The sequence below is a fragment of the Pseudomonas sp. GZD-222 genome, from assembly GCF_049310525.1.
In the GTDB taxonomy this organism is placed as follows: Bacteria; Pseudomonadota; Gammaproteobacteria; order Pseudomonadales; family Pseudomonadaceae; genus Aquipseudomonas.
Genome location: NZ_JBMOWO010000073.1, coordinates 20,214 through 35,162, shown reverse-complemented (window position 1 = coordinate 35,162; position 14,949 = coordinate 20,214). Strand labels below are relative to the sequence as shown.

The window sequence follows — 14,949 nt, the reverse complement described above, 5'->3', positions numbered from 1 at the left end:
CCCCTCCCTGCGATGGCTGGTGGCGACGTCGCCCCCCCCGCGATCGGTGAACAGCTAAGGTCGCCGCCTCACAGCAAGGGGCAAGCATGGGCTATTTATTGATCGTCGCACTGATCCAGGCGTTTTCCTTCAGCCTGATTGGTGAGTACCTGGCAGGGCACGTCGACAGCTACTTTGCCGTGCTGGCGCGGGTAGTGCTGGCCGGCCTGGTGTTTTTACCCCTGACCCGCTGGCGCCAGGTCGAGCCGCGGTTCATGCGCTCGATGTTGCTGATCGGCGCGCTGCAGTACGGCATCACCTATGTCTGCCTGTACCTGAGCTTCAGGGTGCTGACCGTGCCGGAAGTGCTGCTGTTCACCATCCTCACGCCCCTGCATGTGACCCTGATCGAGGATGCCCTGAACCGGCGCTTCAATCCCTGGGCCCTGGTGGCTGCCCTGGTGGCGGTGGCGGGCGCGGCGGTGATCCGCTTCGACAGCATCAGCCCGGACTTTTTCATCGGCTTCCTGCTGCTGCAGCTGGCCAACTTCACCTATGCCGCCGGCCAGGTGCTGTACCGTCACCTGATCGCGCGCAACCCCAGCGACCTGCCGCATTACCGGCGCTTTGGCTACTTCTACCTGGGGGCCTTGCTGGTGGTGCTGCCAGCGTTCCTGGCGTTCGGCAACAGCCAGCACCTGCCCAGCACCGATGTGCAATGGCTGGTGCTGCTGTTCCTCGGACTGTGTCCGACGGCGCTGGGGTTGTACTGGTGGAACAAGGGCGCGTGCCTGGTGTCCGGCGCGACCCTGGCGGTGATGAACAACCTGCACGTGCCGGTGGGGCTGCTGCTCAATTTGCTGATCTGGAATCAGCACGAGCCCCTGGGCAGGTTGTTCATCGGCGGGGCGGTGATTCTCGCTTCGCTATGGCTCGGTCGTCTCGGCAGTCAGCGTCCGCTGCTGGTTGGGCAGGTTCGCCGGTAGCAGGCCGGCGCGCAGGTCGTTGCCGCTGGGCTGCTGGTACAGACTCAGGCCGAACTCGGGCATCACCGCCAGCAAGTAGTCGAAGATGTCGCCCTGGATGCGCTCGTAGTCGGCCCAGGCGGTGGTACGCGTGAAGCAGTAGATTTCCAGCGGCACGCCCTGGGCGGTGGTCTGCATCTGGCGGACCATGCAGGTCATGTTCGGCTGGATTTCCGGGTGGCTCTTCAGGTAGGCCAGGGCATAGGCACGGAAAGTGCCGATGTTGGTCATGCGCCGACGGTTGGCGGACAGTTCGGCGACATTGCCCTGGGCCTCGTTCCAGGCCCGGAGCTCACTGCGCTTGCGGGCGATGTAGTCGGTCAGCAGACGCACTTCGCTCAGGCGCTGTTCTTCATCGGAGCGCAGGAAACGCACGCCACCGGCGTCGATGAACAGGCTGCGTTTGATCCGCCGTCCACCTGACTGCTGCATGCCGCGCCAGTTCTTGAACGACTCGGACATCAGGCGCCAGGTCGGGATGGAGACGATGGTCTTGTCGAAGTTCTGCACCTTGACCGTGTGCAGGGTGATGTCCACCACATCGCCGTCAGCACCGACCTGGGGCATCTCGATCCAGTCGCCGACCCGCAGCATGTCGTTGCTGGTCAGCTGGACGCTGGCCACGAACGACAGCAAGGTGTCCTTGTACACCAACAGGATGACCGCCGACATGGCACCCAGGCCCGACAGCAGCAACAGCGGTGAACGGTCGATCAGGGTGGCGACGATGATGATTGCGCCAAAGACATAGAGCACCATCTTCGCCAACTGCACGTAGCCCTTGATCGAGCGCGTGCGGGCGTGTTCGGTGCGTGCGTAGATGTCCAGCAGGGCATCGAGCAGGGCACTGATGGACAGCATCAGGAACAGGATGGTAAACGCCAGTGCAACGTTGCCGAGGAAATGCTGGGCCGGAGCATTGAGCTCGGGTACCAGTTTCAGGCCGAACTGCACCACCAGCGACGGCGTCATCTGCGCCAGGCGATGGAACACCTTGTTTTGCAGCAGGTCATTGACCCAGTGCAGTGCCGGCTGTCGGCCCAGCAGCTTGATCGCGTGAATGATCAGGAAGCGTGCCACCCGGCCGAGCACCAGGGCGATGACCAGCAAAATGCTCAGTCCAAGACCTGCGTGCAGCACGGGATGTTGATCGAGAGTGCCCCAGAGATCGAGGGCGTTTTGCCAGAACTGTTCAATAGCCATGCGGTAGTTGACGTGTCCGAAGTGAAAATGAGGGGGTATTAGAGCCCGGAAAGGTGCATCAATGCCAAAAGAAATTCGGCGTAGGCGCTGGAAAACGTTACCCTATACGGCTGAATTTCTGCACATGCCCGAGGTACACCCGTGTTTTCCCAATTCGCCCTGCACGAACGCCTGCTCAAAGCCGTTGCTGCACTGAACTTCGTAGAGCCGACTCCGGTGCAGGCGGCCGCCATTCCCATGGCTTTGCAGGGACGTGACCTGCGGGTGACGGCGAAAACCGGTAGTGGCAAGACTGCAGCATTCGTGTTGCCGGTGCTCAACCGCCTGGTCGACCTCAAGCAGAAGCGCGTCGAGATCCGTGCCCTGGTGTTGCTGCCAACCCGCGAGCTGGCCCAGCAGACCCTCAAGGAAATCGAGCGTTTCGCGCAGTTCACCTTCATCAAGGCCGGCATGATCACCGGCGGTGAAGACTTCAAGGAACAGGCCGCCATGCTGCGCAAGGTGCCGGATATCCTCGTCGGTACCCCGGGCCGCATGCTCGAGCAACTGAATGCCGGCAACCTCAAGCTTGAGCACGTGCAGGTAGTCGTTCTCGACGAAGCCGACCGTATGCTCGACATGGGCTTCTCCGAAGACGTCGAGCGCCTGTGTGGCGAGTGCCCGAACCGCGAACAGACCCTGCTGTTCTCCGCCACCACCGGCGGTGCCGGCCTGCGCGACATGATCGGTAAAGTCCTCAAGGACCCTGAGCACCTGATGCTCAACACCGTCAGCCAGCTCAACGACGGTACCCGTCAGCAGATCATCACCGCCGACCATAACCAGCATAAAGAGCAGATCGTCCAGTGGCTGCTGGCCAACGAGACGTACCAGAAGGCCATCATTTTCACCAACACCCGGGTCATGGCCGACCGTATCTACGGTCACCTGGTGGCCAAGGACATCAAAGCTTTCGTCCTGCACGGTGACAAGGACCAGAAAGACCGCAAGCTGGCCATCGAGCGCCTGAAGCAGGGCGGTGCCAAGGTGCTGGTGGCAACCGATGTTGCCGCCCGTGGCCTGGACGTTGACGGCCTGGACCTGGTGATCAACTTCGACATGCCGCGCAGCGGCGACGAATACGTTCACCGTATCGGCCGTACCGGTCGCGCGGGTAACGAAGGTCTGGCCGTGTCGCTGATCTGCCATGGCGACTGGAACCTGATGTCGAGCATCGAGCGCTACCTGAAGCAGACCTTCGAGCGCCGTGTCATCAAGGAAGTCAAAGGCACCTACAGCGGGCCGAAGAAGGTCAAGGCCTCGGGCAAAGCCGCTGGCGTGAAGAAGAAAAAGACTGACAAGAAGGGCGACAAGAAGGTTGTAGCCAAGCGCAAGCCGACCGCCAAGCCGAAGCCTAATGCACCGCTGGCCAGTGCTGATGGTCTGGCGCCGCTCAAGCGTCGCAAGCCGGCCCCTGCTGCAGAGTAAAGCCATTTATCGCGGGGCAAGCCCGCTCCCACGGGGCTGAATGTCTACTTGTGGGAGTGGGCTTGCCCCGCGAAAGCTCACACCTTTTTCTCAGCCGACTTCAACTCCTGCAACCGCTTGTCGATCAGTTGGCACTTGTCCGGCAGGTCCTTGCTGGCACTCTCAAGCTTCATCCCTTTCAACTCGTCGTTGATCTCCTTGGCCTTCTGCGGATTCTGCTCCGTCAGGCGCGTGACTTCCTTGGCCAGTTCCTCGCGTTTTTCCGTGGCTTCCTCAAGTGTGCATGCCCAACTGGGCAGGGCCAGCAGCAAGCTGGCGGCAGCAGCAATGTTCAACAGGGTTTTCATCGGCAGGACTCCCTTGGCTTGGTCTTGCGGTTGAGCGGCAAGCAGCGGGCAAAGTTCAGTCGAAGCGCAACACAAGGCTGGCAATCAACGCCTGCAGCCGCTGATAATCAGCGTTGGATCCACAGCTGCCGAGACTTTGCCATGCCGTTAGCCGATAGCGGGTGCCCGCAATGAGCGCCTCCCGCCGCAATACCGATGCCTTTGCCCTGCAAGTGATGCTGGTGCTGTGCCTGATCTGGGGCATTCAGCAAGTGATGATCAAGATGGCCGCGCCGGACATTGCCCCGGTGATGCAGCAGGCCTTGCGCTCGGGCATGGCGGCGGTGCTGGTCGGCCTGTTGATCTGCTTTCGCGGCGGTTGGGATCAGGTGGCGCACACCTGGCGGGGTGGCTTGCTGGCCGGCGCGCTGTTTGGCGTGGAGTTTTTGTTCATCGCCGAAGGCTTGAAGCTGACCTCGGCGGCGCACATGTCGGTGTTCCTCTATACGGCTCCGGTATTCACCGCGCTGGGCCTGCACTGGCTGCTGCCAAGCGAACGCCTGCGACCCCTGCAATGGTTGGGTATCGTGCTGGCGTTTGCCGGTATTGCCTACGCGTTTGCCGGTGGCGTGTCGCTGTCCGAGATGGACGGGCGCATGCTGCTGGGCGATGCCTTCGGTGTCCTGGCGGGCCTGGCCTGGGGCGCAACCACGGTGGTGGTGCGCGCTTCCCGGCTGTCGGAGGCACCGGCGACCCTGACGTTGTTCTATCAGCTGGCGGTCGGTTTTGTCGGCTTGTTGTGCATCGCCGCACTCAGTGGCCAGGTGACTCAGGTTCACTTCACCCCCCTGTCTATTGGCAGCCTGCTGTTCCAGGGGCTGATCGTGTCGTTCTTCAGCTACCTGACGTGGTTCTGGTTGCTGCGCCGTTACCTGGCGTCGAACCTGGCGGTGTTTTCCTTCATCACCCCATTGTTCGGGGTGACGTTTGGTGTGTTGCTGCTGGGTGAACCGCTGAGCCTGAATTTCGTCCTCGGCGCCGTAATGGTCCTGCTCGGCGTGACGCTGGTCAGCGCTGAGCAGTGGGTGCGCCGACGTTTGCGCAGCCTGCTGGGTTAACCTGCGGGCGCCAGAGTAGCGTTCCGGCCACTAGCAGGCCGCTGCCGGCGATGATCAGCGCCGGTTGTAAACTGGCGGCGAAGTGATTGCTCAGCGCTGCCAGCAGCGGGCCGCTGAGCTGGCCAACGGCAAAGCAGGCGGTCAGCAAGCCGGTGTTGCGCTGATAGCCGTGGGGCGACAGTTCGCGCAGGCGCTGCATCATCAGCTGCATGCAGGCCAGGAACGGTGTGCCGCACAACAACACCCCCAGCGCCAGGCCCGGGCCGTTGCCCAGCAAACAGGCGAACACGCCGGCGGCTTGTAACCACAAGGTCGCCATCAACCAGCGAGCAGTACTGCCCCAGTGCGGGCGGCGATAGCTGGCAACGACTACCCCCAGTGCTGCGGCCAGGCCAAATCCCGGCCAGAACAGGTCTGCCAGCCAGTGCCCGTGGAAGCGTGCGTTGGCCATCTGCGACATGAATGTGGCCGGGATGATGTAGCCGATGCCGTACAACGCATAGATCAGGCCCAGGCGGGCGATCCCCCGAGTCGGCGGCGGGGGTGCCAACGAAGTCGCGGCAGGGGTGGAGGCTTGCGGGCGCGGCAGAAAGGGCAGCACCGCCAGCAGCATGAGTAGCGCGGTGCCGGCATAGATCATCCACAGTGAGGCGGAGCCCAGGCCGTAAAGGTTAGCGAACAGTGCCAGCAGACCCGTCAGCATGATGCCCACGCCAGGCCCGGCAAACACCAGGGCACCTGCCTTTGGCTGGTTGCTCGCCGCCGCCACTTGCTGACTGAGGCTGGTGACCATGACCAGCACCCAGGCGCTGGCCACGCCGGTACCGAACCGCAACAGCAGGTGACTCCAGAAGCCATTGGCCCAGACCGAGGCCAGGGTGAGCACTACACACAGCCACAAGCCGCCCTGCAGCCGGGCGCTGACCTGGCCTGGACGGCGGGCGAGCATGGCGTCCAGCGCGCCGAGCAGGTAACCCAGGTAGTTGGCGGCGGCGATCAGGCCGGCGGCGGTCAGGCTGATCTGGCCTTCGCCGATCAGGTGCGGCAACTGCGGGGTGAGGGCAAAGCGGCCGATACCCATGGCCATCATCAGGGCCACGGCGCAGGCGAGCAGGCGAATGAACGGTGACATGCTCAGGTTCCTCAGGCGGGAGCGATGACCGTCAGGCTACGGAGGATTGACTTTCAGCAAAATTGAATAATTATGAGGAACTTGTTCTGTTCTGGAGAATATCTCGTGGAGCTCAGCCAATTGCGCATTTTTCAGGCGGTTGCCGAGGAAGGCTCGATTACCCGTGCGGCTGAACGTATGCACCGGGTGCCCTCGAACCTGTCCACGCGCCTGCGCCAGCTTGAGGAGCAGTTGGGTGTGGAACTGTTTCGCCGTGAGCGCCAGCGCTTGCAATTGTCGCCGGCGGGCAAGGTCTTGCTCGATTACGCCGGGCGCATGCTGGCGCTGCGTGATGAGGCAGTGGCCGCCGTGCAAGGCGGGCAACCGGCCGGAGACTTTGCTCTGGGAACCATGTACAGCACGGCGGCGATCCACCTGCCGGCGCTGCTGGCGCGCTATCACAAGACCTATCCGGCAGTGAACCTGCAGGTGCAGGCGGCGCCTAGTGGCGAACTGCTTGAAGGCCTGCTCAGCGGTCGCCTCGACGCTGCCCTGGTGGATGGCCCATTGGCATTGGCCGGACTGGACGGGGTGCCGCTGTGTGATGAAACCCTGGTGTTGATTACCGAGCCCGATCATCCCCCGGTGCACAGCGCCCGGGATGTGGCTGGGCGTGCGGTGTTCACCTTTCGCTTGGGATGTGCTTATCGCATGCGTCTGGAGGCCTGGTATGCGCATGACCGTGCAGCAATGGGGCGGGTCATGGAGATCGAGTCGTATCCGAGCATGCTGGCCTGTGTGATTGCCGGGGCAGGGGTGGCGCTGATGGCCCAATCGATGCTCGACAGCTTGCCCGGACGCGAGCGGGTGGCGGCACACCGCTTACAGTCACCGTTCGATCTGGCGACGACCTGGCTGATGTGGCGCAAGGGCATGCGCGGCGCAAATCTGAGTGCCTGGATCGATCTGCAACAAGGGGAAACAGTTGCCGGGGCGGCGGAAGTGGCGGTCAGGGCTTGATTAAGATCAAACTCGACCCAACTTGTAGTCCTAGAGCATGCGCAATGTAGGACATAGGACTATGATCTGTATGAAGCATCGCAGGATTGAAACGCCGTGCAGGCTGACCCGTAAGGGGGAGTTATGAGAAATAATCTGTTCAACTGGCTTCATGACCTGGCTGCGGCTCTGGGCTTGATACCACCGCCGTTGCAGCCCGTGCCAATCCCTACTGATGAGGAGCAGCGCAAGCGCCAGCCTCGTCGCTAGGCGCCTGGCCTGGGCCGCCGCATCAGGTTGATGCGACGGCCACCGTTGGCCTGAGTCAGGCCAGGTTTACCGCACCCGCCGGACGGCGCGACATCACACTCACCACAACAAAGCTGACCAGTGCGATCGCCAGGCTGTAGTAGATTGGCGTGTTGGCATCCATCCCGTCTTTGATCATGAATACCAGGGCAGTGACAAAGCCCAGGGTCATGCTGGTGATTGCACCGGCAGTGGTCGCCCGTTTCCAGTAGATCGCCCCGATCAGTGGTACCAGCATGCCGCCGACCAACAGGTTGTAGGCCAGGGTCAGTGCGCTGATCACGTCTTCGACCACCAGGGCGATAGCCAGCACGGCAATACCGGTGAGGAAGGTGAACAGGCGGTTGATGCCCAGGCTCGACTGCTTGCCGCCGCGCAGCTTGGGCAGCAGGTCTTCGGTCAGTACGGTCGAGGCGGCCAGCAGGCCAGCACTGGCCGTGGACATCATCGCCGCCAGCGCCGCTGCAATCACCAGGCCGCGGATGCCGTCAGGCAGTGCGGATTTAACGATGGCAGCGAAGGCATTGTTGGCGTTGCCCAGGTCAGGCAGCAGCACATGGGCCGCCATACCGATCACTGCACAGACCAGACCGTAGATCACGCAATAGACACCGGCAACGGTACCGGCGCGCTTGGCGACCTTCTCGTCGCGGGCGGTGAACACCCGCTGCCAGATATCCTGACCGATGAGAATGCCGAAGAAGTAGATCAGGAAGTAGGTGATGATGGTGTCCCAGCCGATGGTGGTCAGACTGAAGCTGGCACTTGGCAGCTTGGCGACCAGCTCATCCCAACCGCCTACGCGGTACAGGCAGATTGGCAGCAGGACAAACATCAGGCCAACAGTCTTGATCACGAACTGGACGATGTCGGTCAGAGTCAGCGACCACATGCCGCCAACGGTGGAGTACACCACGACGACACCGCCGCCGAGCAGAATCGCGGCCCAGAACGGCATGTCGAACAGCACTTGCAGCACGGTACCCATTGCCAGGGTCGAGGTCACAGCAATCATCAGCGCATAGGCGAGCATGATTACCGCACTGGCCTGACGGGCCATGGGGTTGTAGCGTTGCTCCAGGACCTGGGTCACGGTGAAGATTTTCAGGCGCAGCAGCGGTTTGGCCAGGAACAGGTTCAGGGCGATGATACCCAGACCCAGGGCCGCACACAGCCAGAAGCCCGAGATACCGTGAACGTAGCCGAGTTTCACCGTACCTACAGTCGATGCGCCGCCGAGCACGGTGGCGGCCATGGTGCCCATGTACAGGCTTGGGCCCAGGTTGCGCCCGGCTACCAGGTAGTCTTCATGGGTTTTCGCCTTGCGCATGCCGTACCAGCCCAGCCCGAGCATGCCGGCCGCATAGATCAAGACAACGAATAAGTCTAAGGCCATGGGTGTCTCCGATTATCTTTATTATGGTGAGATCGATCCTGGCGCCAGGCAAGCCCGGCGCCGGTCATTCGTCTACTGCTCAGGACGCGTGCGCGCCCCGGCGATCATGGCTCCTGCCTCGTTGTAGCTCCTGGTGCCTGTCGGTCAGCGGCGAGCAACGCCCGGCAAGACACAGAGCATTTCGTACAGCAGGTTGGCACCGAGCAACGAGGTGTTGCCGGTGGTGTCGTAAGGTGGCGAGACTTCCACCAGGTCGCAGCCAATCAAGTCCAGACCCTGGCAGCCACGGATGATTTCCATGGCCTGGATGGTGGTCAGGCCACCGATTTCCGGGGTGCCGGTGCCTGGCGCCCAGGCTGGGTCGATACCGTCGATGTCGAAGCTCAGGTACACCGGACCGCCGCCGACTTTCTCGCGGACTTCGGCCATCAGCGGTGCCAGGGATTTGTGCCAGCACTCTTCGGCCTGGACCACACGGAAGCCCTGCTTGCGGCTCCAGTTGAAGTCTTCAGCGGTGTAGCCCTGGGCGCGCAAGCCAATCTGAACCACACGGTCGCAGTCCAGCAGACCTTCTTCCACGGCGCGGCGGAAGGTGGTGCCGTGGGCGATTTTCTCGCCGAACATGTGATCGTTGACGTCAGCGTGGGCATCGATGTGCACCAGGCCTACCTTGCCATGCTTCTTGTGGATCGCCCGCAGGATCGGCAGGGTGATGGTGTGGTCGCCACCCATGGTCATGGGGATGACATTGTGCTCGAGGATTTCGTCGTAGGCTTCTTCGATGATGCGCACGGCGTCAAGCAGGTTGAAGGTGTTGATCGCGACGTCGCCGATATCGGCGACCGACATCGAATCGAAGGGGGCAGCGCCAGTGGCCATGTTGTACGGGCGGATCATCACCGACTCGGCGCGGATCTGCCGAGGGCCGAAACGGGTGCCGGAGCGTAGCGAAGTACCGATGTCCAGGGGAATGCCGATGAACGCGGCATCAAGGCCTTCGGCGCTTTGCAGGTGAGGGAGACGGAGCATGGTGGCGATGCCGCCGAAACGCGGCATTTCGTTGCCGCCCAGTGGTTGGTGCAGAATCTTGTCCACGGTCGGGCCTCATCGATTCGATTGTTTTAGTTGTTGGAACCTGTCTTGCGGGTCGGCTAATAACCCTGGAAAGCTTGCAAGCAGGTGCATTGCGGCAGAGTCTGCAAAAGGTAGTGGGCAAAAAGAATCGCTACAGGCAAATACTTAGTTCAGGTTTTTCTAAACTAATCACCGGGATCTGGTTAGACTTTGGCCATTCAGCGTTTTCCCGGACCCAATAAACCATGGCTTCTGCACTGCCTGACCTGAAACTCCTGCGCATTTTCGTCAGCGTCGTGCGCCATCAGGGGTTCGCCAATGCCCAGCGTGAGCTCAACCTTTCCACCTCGGCCATCAGCACTTACATGAGCCAGCTCGAAGCGGCCTTGGGCATTGTCCTGTGCCATCGCGGGCGAGGGGGCTTCAGCCTGACCAGCAAGGGCGAGCTGTTTCATCAGGAAACCCTGCGCCTGCTGGCCGAAATGGACGGCTTCGAGCAGTACGCCGCTGCGCTCAAGGGCGAGTTGCGCGGTACCTTGAACCTTGGGGTGATCGACTCGACCGTCGGCGATCGCGCCTTGCCGCTCGCCGAAGCCATCGGCGCTTACAGCCAGGAACACCCGGCCGTGCACCTGCACCTGTCGGTGTCCAGCCCCTACGAGCTGCAGCTAGGCGTCCAGGACAATCGCCTGGACCTGGCCATCGGCGCGTTCTCCACGCGCATGAGCGGGTTGGTTTATCAACCCTTGTACCGTGAGCAACACTGGTTGTACTGCAGCAATCGCCATCCGCTGTTTCACGAACGGCGCATTCCCGAGCAGGTCATCACCCAGCAACGCATGGTCGGACGCGGCTACTGGAGCCAGGCGGAGCTGGCCCGACACGGCTTCAAGCACAGCGCCGCGACTGTGGAAAGCATGGAGGCGCAGCTGATTCTGGTGTTGTCCGGGGCCTACATCGGCTACCTGCCGGAACACTATGCCCAGGCCTGGGCTGACAAGGGTGATTTGCGCGTGTTGTCGCCGGCGACCTTCGGTTATCAGGCGCCATTTTCGATGATCATTCGCCGCGGACGCAGTCGCGAGCCTCTGATTCAGACCTTCCGCGATCTGCTTAAAGCGCAACTCACCCCGACCTGACCGAAATGACCTCTGAAAAATTCAGTTAGCACCGGAAATTTCCTCAATTTCCTGGCTACTTCCCGATAAAAGCTCTGCTAAACCTGTACTGCGTTGATGAAATTTCCCCATCTTCCTTCGGCAGGTATCGCACCTATGCGGATGAATTTGCCCGTCACTGAGCAGCAAAGAACCTTTCCCAACGAACAACGCCTGATCTCCACCACCGATCTCAACAGCCGTATCACCTACTGCAACGATGCCTTCGTCGCCATCAGCGGCTTTACCTATGATGAATTGCTCGGCCAGACGCATAACCTGGTGCGTCACCCGGACATGCCGCCGGCGGTGTTCGCGCATATGTGGGAAACCATCAAGCAGGGCAAACCGTGGATGGGCGTGGTGAAAAACCGCGCCAAGAATGGTGATTTCTACTGGGTCAGCGCTTATGTGACGGCGATCTACGAGAACGGCCGGATCAGCGGCTATGAATCGGTACGCTCTGTGCCGAGTCGCGAGCAGATCCGTCGTGCCACAGCCTTGTATGCGCGCTTGCGGCAAGGGCGCGCGGCGGTGTCCTGGGCGGCGCGCGTGGGGGAGTGGGTCGAGCATGGGTGGCCATTGCTTGGCGCCGGTCTGCTGTCGGCGGCAGGGTATCTGTGGTTAGCGCAATATGCAGCGCTTGGTGTGCTGATGACCAGCCTGCTTAGCGCCTGGTACTTGATCGAGTCGCGTCAGAACCGGGTGATCAAACGCACCCTGGCAGAGCACCCGAAAGCCTTTACCAGTCCGATCGTGGCGCTGACCTACAGTGACAACAAAGGCCTGCAGGGGCAGCTGGACATGGCCATTCTCAGCGAGGAAGCGCGCTTGCAGACGGCCCTTACGCGCTTGGTAGATGCAGGCGTCGGGGTCAAGACGCGGGCGGCACAATCCTCGGATCTGTCGGGCGCCCAGGCGCAGATGCTCGATCGCCAGCGCAGTGAAACGGATCAATCGGCAACGGCCATTGCGCAGATGGCCGCGACGATCCAGGAAGTCACCCACAACGTGCAAACCACAGCGACCGCCGCTGCCGATGCCGATCAACTGACCCAGCAGGGCAGCGACCTGGCCCAGCAAAGCCTGCGGGCCATGGGCAGCATGAGCGAGGCGGTGAATGACATCGGTCAGGCGGTCAACGCCCTGGCCGACCAGACCCAGTCAATCGGCAGCGTGGTGGATGTGATCACCTCGATTGCCGAGCAGACCAACCTGCTTGCCCTCAACGCCGCGATCGAAGCCGCGCGCGCCGGTGAGCAGGGGCGTGGGTTTGCGGTGGTGGCTGATGAAGTGCGCTCCCTGGCCCAGCGTACCCGCTCGTCCACCGAGGAGATCCACCAGATCATTGCGTCGCTGCGTGACGGCGCTCAGCGGGCAGTGTCGAGCGCCAGCAAGGGCGAGCAGATTTCCAGAGAAAGCGTCCAGCGGGTCGAAGCGGTGCAGTCGGCGCTGGTGGGGATCAGCCAGGCGGTGAGCCGCATCACCGGCATGAGTCAGCAGATGGCCACTGCGTCCGAGCAACAGAGCCATGTTGCTGAAGACATCAATCAGCAGATCACCCGCATTGCCCAGCTCTGCGATCACAGTGCCGGGCAGGCCAAGCAGGGTGCCGAGATCAGCCAGGACCTGGAACGCATGGCTGACTACCTGTACAGCCTGGCCGAACGCTTCAACCGTTGACATCGTGCGCTTATCCCACAGGGAAGTGGGCTTTTTTCGGGACTGCTGTGGCACACTTTGTCGGCCCAGGAGAACCCGATGTCCAGAATTCAGTGCGAGCGCTGTCTGCGCCCACAAGCCCATTGCCTTTGCCCGTTGATACCCTCCCTCGACAGCCGCACCCGGGTGCTGGTGTTGCAGCATCCCAGTGAAGTGCGCCATGCCCTGAACACCGCGAAGCTGGCGGCGTTGGGGCTGCGTAATGCCGAGTTGCGGGTGGGCGAGGTGTTCGAGGACCTCGCCGAGCTGCTCGAGGTACCCGGCTATCGTAGTGCACTACTGTTTCCGGGAGACGGCGCGCAGGCGCTGGGTGCCTATAGCGACGACGCTGATGAGCGCCCATGGCTGCTGGTGGTACCCGATGGTACCTGGCGCAAGGCAAGCAAACTGCTGCACCTGAATCCGCTGCTGGCCGCGTTGCCGAGGGTGACCCTGGGACAATTGCAGCCTTCACGCTACCGCTTGCGCAAGGCACCGGCCGAAGGCGCGCTATCGACCCTGGAGGCAGTGGTGCAAGCGTTGAATGTGCTGGAGGCACCGCGGTCTTTCGATGCGCTGCTCAAGCCGTTCGAATCCTTGATCGAAGGGCAGATCGAGGCGATGGGGCGCGAGACCTACGAGCGTAATCATTTGCGTTGAATATGGGGGGAAACCCCTCCCCCCACGGCCCCCCCTTTGGGGGGGGTGGGTTTCCCCCGCGATAATCAACGTTCACGCATGGCTTCAGTCCGTGCCTTGAGCACCGGTTTGAGCAGGTAATCCAGCACGCTTTTGTGCCCGGTGATGATGTCCACGGTGGCGGTCATGCCGGGGATGATCAGCAGGGGCTTGTTGTCGCCGCCGAGGTGATTTTTGTCGGTACGCACCTGGATCAGGTAGAAGGAATTGCCCTTGTCGTCGGTCACCGTGTCGGCGCTGATCAACTCCAGCTTGGCCTTCAGCCCCCCATAAATGGTGTAGTCGTAGGCGCTGAACTTGACCATTGCCGCCTGCCCCGGGTGCAGGAAGGCCACGTCCTGAGGACGCACTTTGGCTTCGATCAGCAGGTTGTCTTCCAGTGGCACGATCTCCAGCAGGTCGCTGCCCGGCTGAACCACGCCACCAATGGTGTTGACCTTGAGCAGCTTGATGATGCCGTGCACCGGCGAGACCACTGTGGTCCGCGAGACCCGGTCATCGATGGCAATGCTCGAAGCGGTGATCTTCGACAGGTCGGTGCGTTTTTCGTTGAGTTCCTTGGCTGCCTCCGAACGGAAGCCGGCTTCCGATTCTTCGATCTTGCTCTTGATTTCCGCCACCGCCGCCTCGGCCCGGGGAATCGCCAGAGTGGTGGCATTCAGCGAGCCTCGGGCCTCCACGGTGCTGCGCTTGAGGCGCAAGATCTCCACCGGTGAAATCGCCCCGGTGCCCACCAGCGGCGTCGACATGTTCAGTTCCTGTTGCAGCAGCGCCAGCGCCGAGCGGTACTGCTCGGCCTTGGAACGAAATTCGGCCAGCTCCTGGGTCTTCTGCCGCAGCTGTTCGCTGAGGGTCTGCTTCTCGCTGGTCAGGCGCCGTTGCCGCGACTGATACAGCGACAGCTCGTCTTCAGCCACTTGCGGCGCCTTGTCGCGTACTTCTGCAGAGACCTGGAACGAGCGACCTTCGGCTTCGGCCGACAGGCGCTCGACCTGGGCGGTGAGGGCATAGCGATCGGCTTCACTCTCGCCTTTGTTGGACTGGAAGCGGGTATCGTCCAGGCGCAGCAAGGTGTCGCCCTTGTTCACCATCTGCCCTTCACGGACAAAAATCTCGGTGACGATGCCACCTTCAAGGTTCTGGATCACCTGGATCTTGCTCGATGGAATCGCCTTGCCTTCACCCATGGTGACTTCGTCGAGCACCGCGAACCCGGCCCACAGCAGGGCCACCAGCAACAAGGCGGCCGTCAGCCATACGGTGACGCGCGACAGGCGCGGTGAGTCCTGTAACGTGGCGCCGGCCACGTCTGGCATGTAGTCGCGTTCGGCGGTCTTGCCGAAGCTCTGGAAATAACTGCGCAAGCCTTGGCTGATGGACATGAC

13 protein-coding genes and 2 pseudogenes are annotated in these 14,949 nt (G+C 61.9%); 9 read left to right on the top strand and 6 right to left on the bottom strand.

All coding sequences use genetic code 11. The features are described from left to right. The first annotated feature begins 86 nt into the window (after window positions 1-86). On the top strand, window positions 87-965 hold the full coding sequence (locus ACO6VD_RS14100) for a carboxylate/amino acid/amine transporter (RefSeq protein WP_422419856.1): 879 nt from the start codon (window positions 87-89) through the stop codon (window positions 963-965). Here the strand turns inward: ACO6VD_RS14100 and ACO6VD_RS14095 are convergent. After that, window positions 906-2,207: a mechanosensitive ion channel family protein gene (locus ACO6VD_RS14095; protein WP_422419855.1), complete on the bottom strand. Its 1,302-nt coding sequence runs from the start codon at window positions 2,205-2,207 to the stop codon at window positions 906-908. The genes ACO6VD_RS14100 and ACO6VD_RS14095 overlap by 60 nt on opposite strands. 141 nt (window positions 2,208-2,348) lie before the next feature. Between ACO6VD_RS14095 and ACO6VD_RS14090 the strand changes: the two genes are divergently transcribed. Beyond that, a complete protein-coding gene (locus tag ACO6VD_RS14090; protein ID WP_422419854.1) occupies window positions 2,349-3,674 on the top strand; it encodes a DEAD/DEAH box helicase in 1,326 nt (441 codons plus the stop codon). A 77-nt stretch (window positions 3,675-3,751) separates the two neighbouring features. Here the strand turns inward: ACO6VD_RS14090 and ACO6VD_RS14085 are convergent, their stop codons facing one another. Beyond that, window positions 3,752-4,021: a hypothetical protein gene (locus ACO6VD_RS14085; RefSeq protein ID WP_422419853.1), complete on the bottom strand. Its 270-nt coding sequence runs from the start codon at window positions 4,019-4,021 to the stop codon at window positions 3,752-3,754. 170 nt (window positions 4,022-4,191) lie between these two features. Here ACO6VD_RS14085 and ACO6VD_RS14080 point away from each other — a divergent pair, with 170 nt between their 5' ends. After that, the gene (locus tag ACO6VD_RS14080) at window positions 4,192-5,118 is read left to right on the top strand and encodes a DMT family transporter (protein ID WP_422419852.1); all 927 of its coding nucleotides are present in this window, start codon (window positions 4,192-4,194) and stop codon (window positions 5,116-5,118) included. Here the strand turns inward: ACO6VD_RS14080 and ACO6VD_RS14075 are convergent. Further along, complete coding sequence (locus ACO6VD_RS14075) at window positions 5,069-6,250, bottom strand: MFS transporter (RefSeq protein WP_422419850.1); 1,182 nt, start codon at window positions 6,248-6,250, stop codon at window positions 5,069-5,071. The two genes, ACO6VD_RS14080 and ACO6VD_RS14075, sit on opposite strands and share 50 nt — an antisense overlap. A gap of 105 nt (window positions 6,251-6,355) precedes the next feature. On the opposite strand from ACO6VD_RS14075, the gene ptrR reads away from it, so the two are divergent. Together ptrR and ACO6VD_RS14065 are read left to right on the top strand one after the other, a co-directional pair. Further along, window positions 6,356-7,249 (top strand): putrescine utilization regulator PtrR, encoded by an 894-nt coding sequence (gene ptrR, locus ACO6VD_RS14070; protein WP_422419849.1) that lies wholly within the window; start codon window positions 6,356-6,358, stop codon window positions 7,247-7,249. Between the two features lie 123 nt (window positions 7,250-7,372). Beyond that, window positions 7,373-7,498: a PA1414 family protein gene (locus ACO6VD_RS14065; protein ID WP_256205393.1), complete on the top strand. Its 126-nt coding sequence runs from the start codon at window positions 7,373-7,375 to the stop codon at window positions 7,496-7,498. 55 nt (window positions 7,499-7,553) lie between these two features. Here ACO6VD_RS14065 and ACO6VD_RS14060 read toward each other — a convergent pair whose 3' ends face one another. Both ACO6VD_RS14060 and speB read right to left on the bottom strand, forming a co-directional pair. Next, window positions 7,554-8,933 carry a sodium:solute symporter gene (locus tag ACO6VD_RS14060; protein ID WP_422419848.1) on the bottom strand — a complete coding sequence of 460 codons (1,380 nt, stop codon included), beginning with the start codon at window positions 8,931-8,933 and terminating at the stop codon, window positions 7,554-7,556. A 144-nt stretch (window positions 8,934-9,077) separates the two neighbouring features. Further along, on the bottom strand, window positions 9,078-10,028 hold the full coding sequence (speB, locus tag ACO6VD_RS14055) for an agmatinase (protein WP_400174145.1): 951 nt from the start codon (window positions 10,026-10,028) through the stop codon (window positions 9,078-9,080). Window positions 10,029-10,252: 224 nt separating this feature from the next. On the opposite strand from speB, the gene ACO6VD_RS14050 reads away from it, so the two are divergent. The 4 genes and pseudogenes from ACO6VD_RS14050 to ACO6VD_RS14035 all read left to right on the top strand — a co-directional run bounded on the left by ACO6VD_RS14050 (window position 10,253) and on the right by ACO6VD_RS14035 (window position 13,525). Beyond that, window positions 10,253-11,146, top strand: a complete 894-nt coding sequence (locus ACO6VD_RS14050; RefSeq protein ID WP_422419846.1) for a LysR family transcriptional regulator — start codon at window positions 10,253-10,255, stop codon at window positions 11,144-11,146. A gap of 96 nt (window positions 11,147-11,242) precedes the next feature. Then, window positions 11,243-11,593: pseudogene (locus ACO6VD_RS14045) on the top strand (PAS domain-containing protein); the annotation flags it as partial. A gap of 279 nt (window positions 11,594-11,872) precedes the next feature. Continuing rightward, a pseudogene (locus ACO6VD_RS14040) lies at window positions 11,873-12,847 on the top strand (methyl-accepting chemotaxis protein); the annotation flags it as partial. Window positions 12,848-12,925: 78 nt separating this feature from the next. Continuing rightward, a complete protein-coding gene (locus ACO6VD_RS14035) occupies window positions 12,926-13,525 on the top strand; it encodes a tRNA-uridine aminocarboxypropyltransferase (protein WP_422419845.1) in 600 nt (199 codons plus the stop codon). A 65-nt stretch (window positions 13,526-13,590) separates the two neighbouring features. On the opposite strand, the gene ACO6VD_RS14030 is transcribed toward ACO6VD_RS14035, so the two are convergent. Beyond that, entirely contained in the window at window positions 13,591-14,946 is a 1,356-nt protein-coding gene (locus ACO6VD_RS14030) for an HlyD family type I secretion periplasmic adaptor subunit (RefSeq protein WP_422419843.1), read from the bottom strand. Window positions 14,947-14,949: the final 3 nt, after the last annotated feature.

Coding starts and splice junctions, on each gene's coding strand:
- ACO6VD_RS14035 (WP_422419845.1), top strand. CDS start 12,926: ATGTCCAGAATTCAGTGCGAGCGCTGTCTGCGCCCACAAGCCCATTGC.
- ACO6VD_RS14095 (WP_422419855.1), bottom strand. CDS start 2,207: ATGGCTATTGAACAGTTCTGGCAAAACGCCCTCGATCTCTGGGGCACT.
- ACO6VD_RS14085 (WP_422419853.1), bottom strand. CDS start 4,021: ATGAAAACCCTGTTGAACATTGCTGCTGCCGCCAGCTTGCTGCTGGCC.
- ACO6VD_RS14100 (WP_422419856.1), top strand. CDS start 87: ATGGGCTATTTATTGATCGTCGCACTGATCCAGGCGTTTTCCTTCAGC.
- ACO6VD_RS14080 (WP_422419852.1), top strand. CDS start 4,192: ATGAGCGCCTCCCGCCGCAATACCGATGCCTTTGCCCTGCAAGTGATG.
- ACO6VD_RS14075 (WP_422419850.1), bottom strand. CDS start 6,250: ATGTCACCGTTCATTCGCCTGCTCGCCTGCGCCGTGGCCCTGATGATG.
- ACO6VD_RS14060 (WP_422419848.1), bottom strand. CDS start 8,933: ATGGCCTTAGACTTATTCGTTGTCTTGATCTATGCGGCCGGCATGCTC.
- ACO6VD_RS14065 (WP_256205393.1), top strand. CDS start 7,373: ATGAGAAATAATCTGTTCAACTGGCTTCATGACCTGGCTGCGGCTCTG.
- ACO6VD_RS14050 (WP_422419846.1), top strand. CDS start 10,253: ATGGCTTCTGCACTGCCTGACCTGAAACTCCTGCGCATTTTCGTCAGC.
- ACO6VD_RS14030 (WP_422419843.1), bottom strand. CDS start 14,946: ATGTCCATCAGCCAAGGCTTGCGCAGTTATTTCCAGAGCTTCGGCAAG.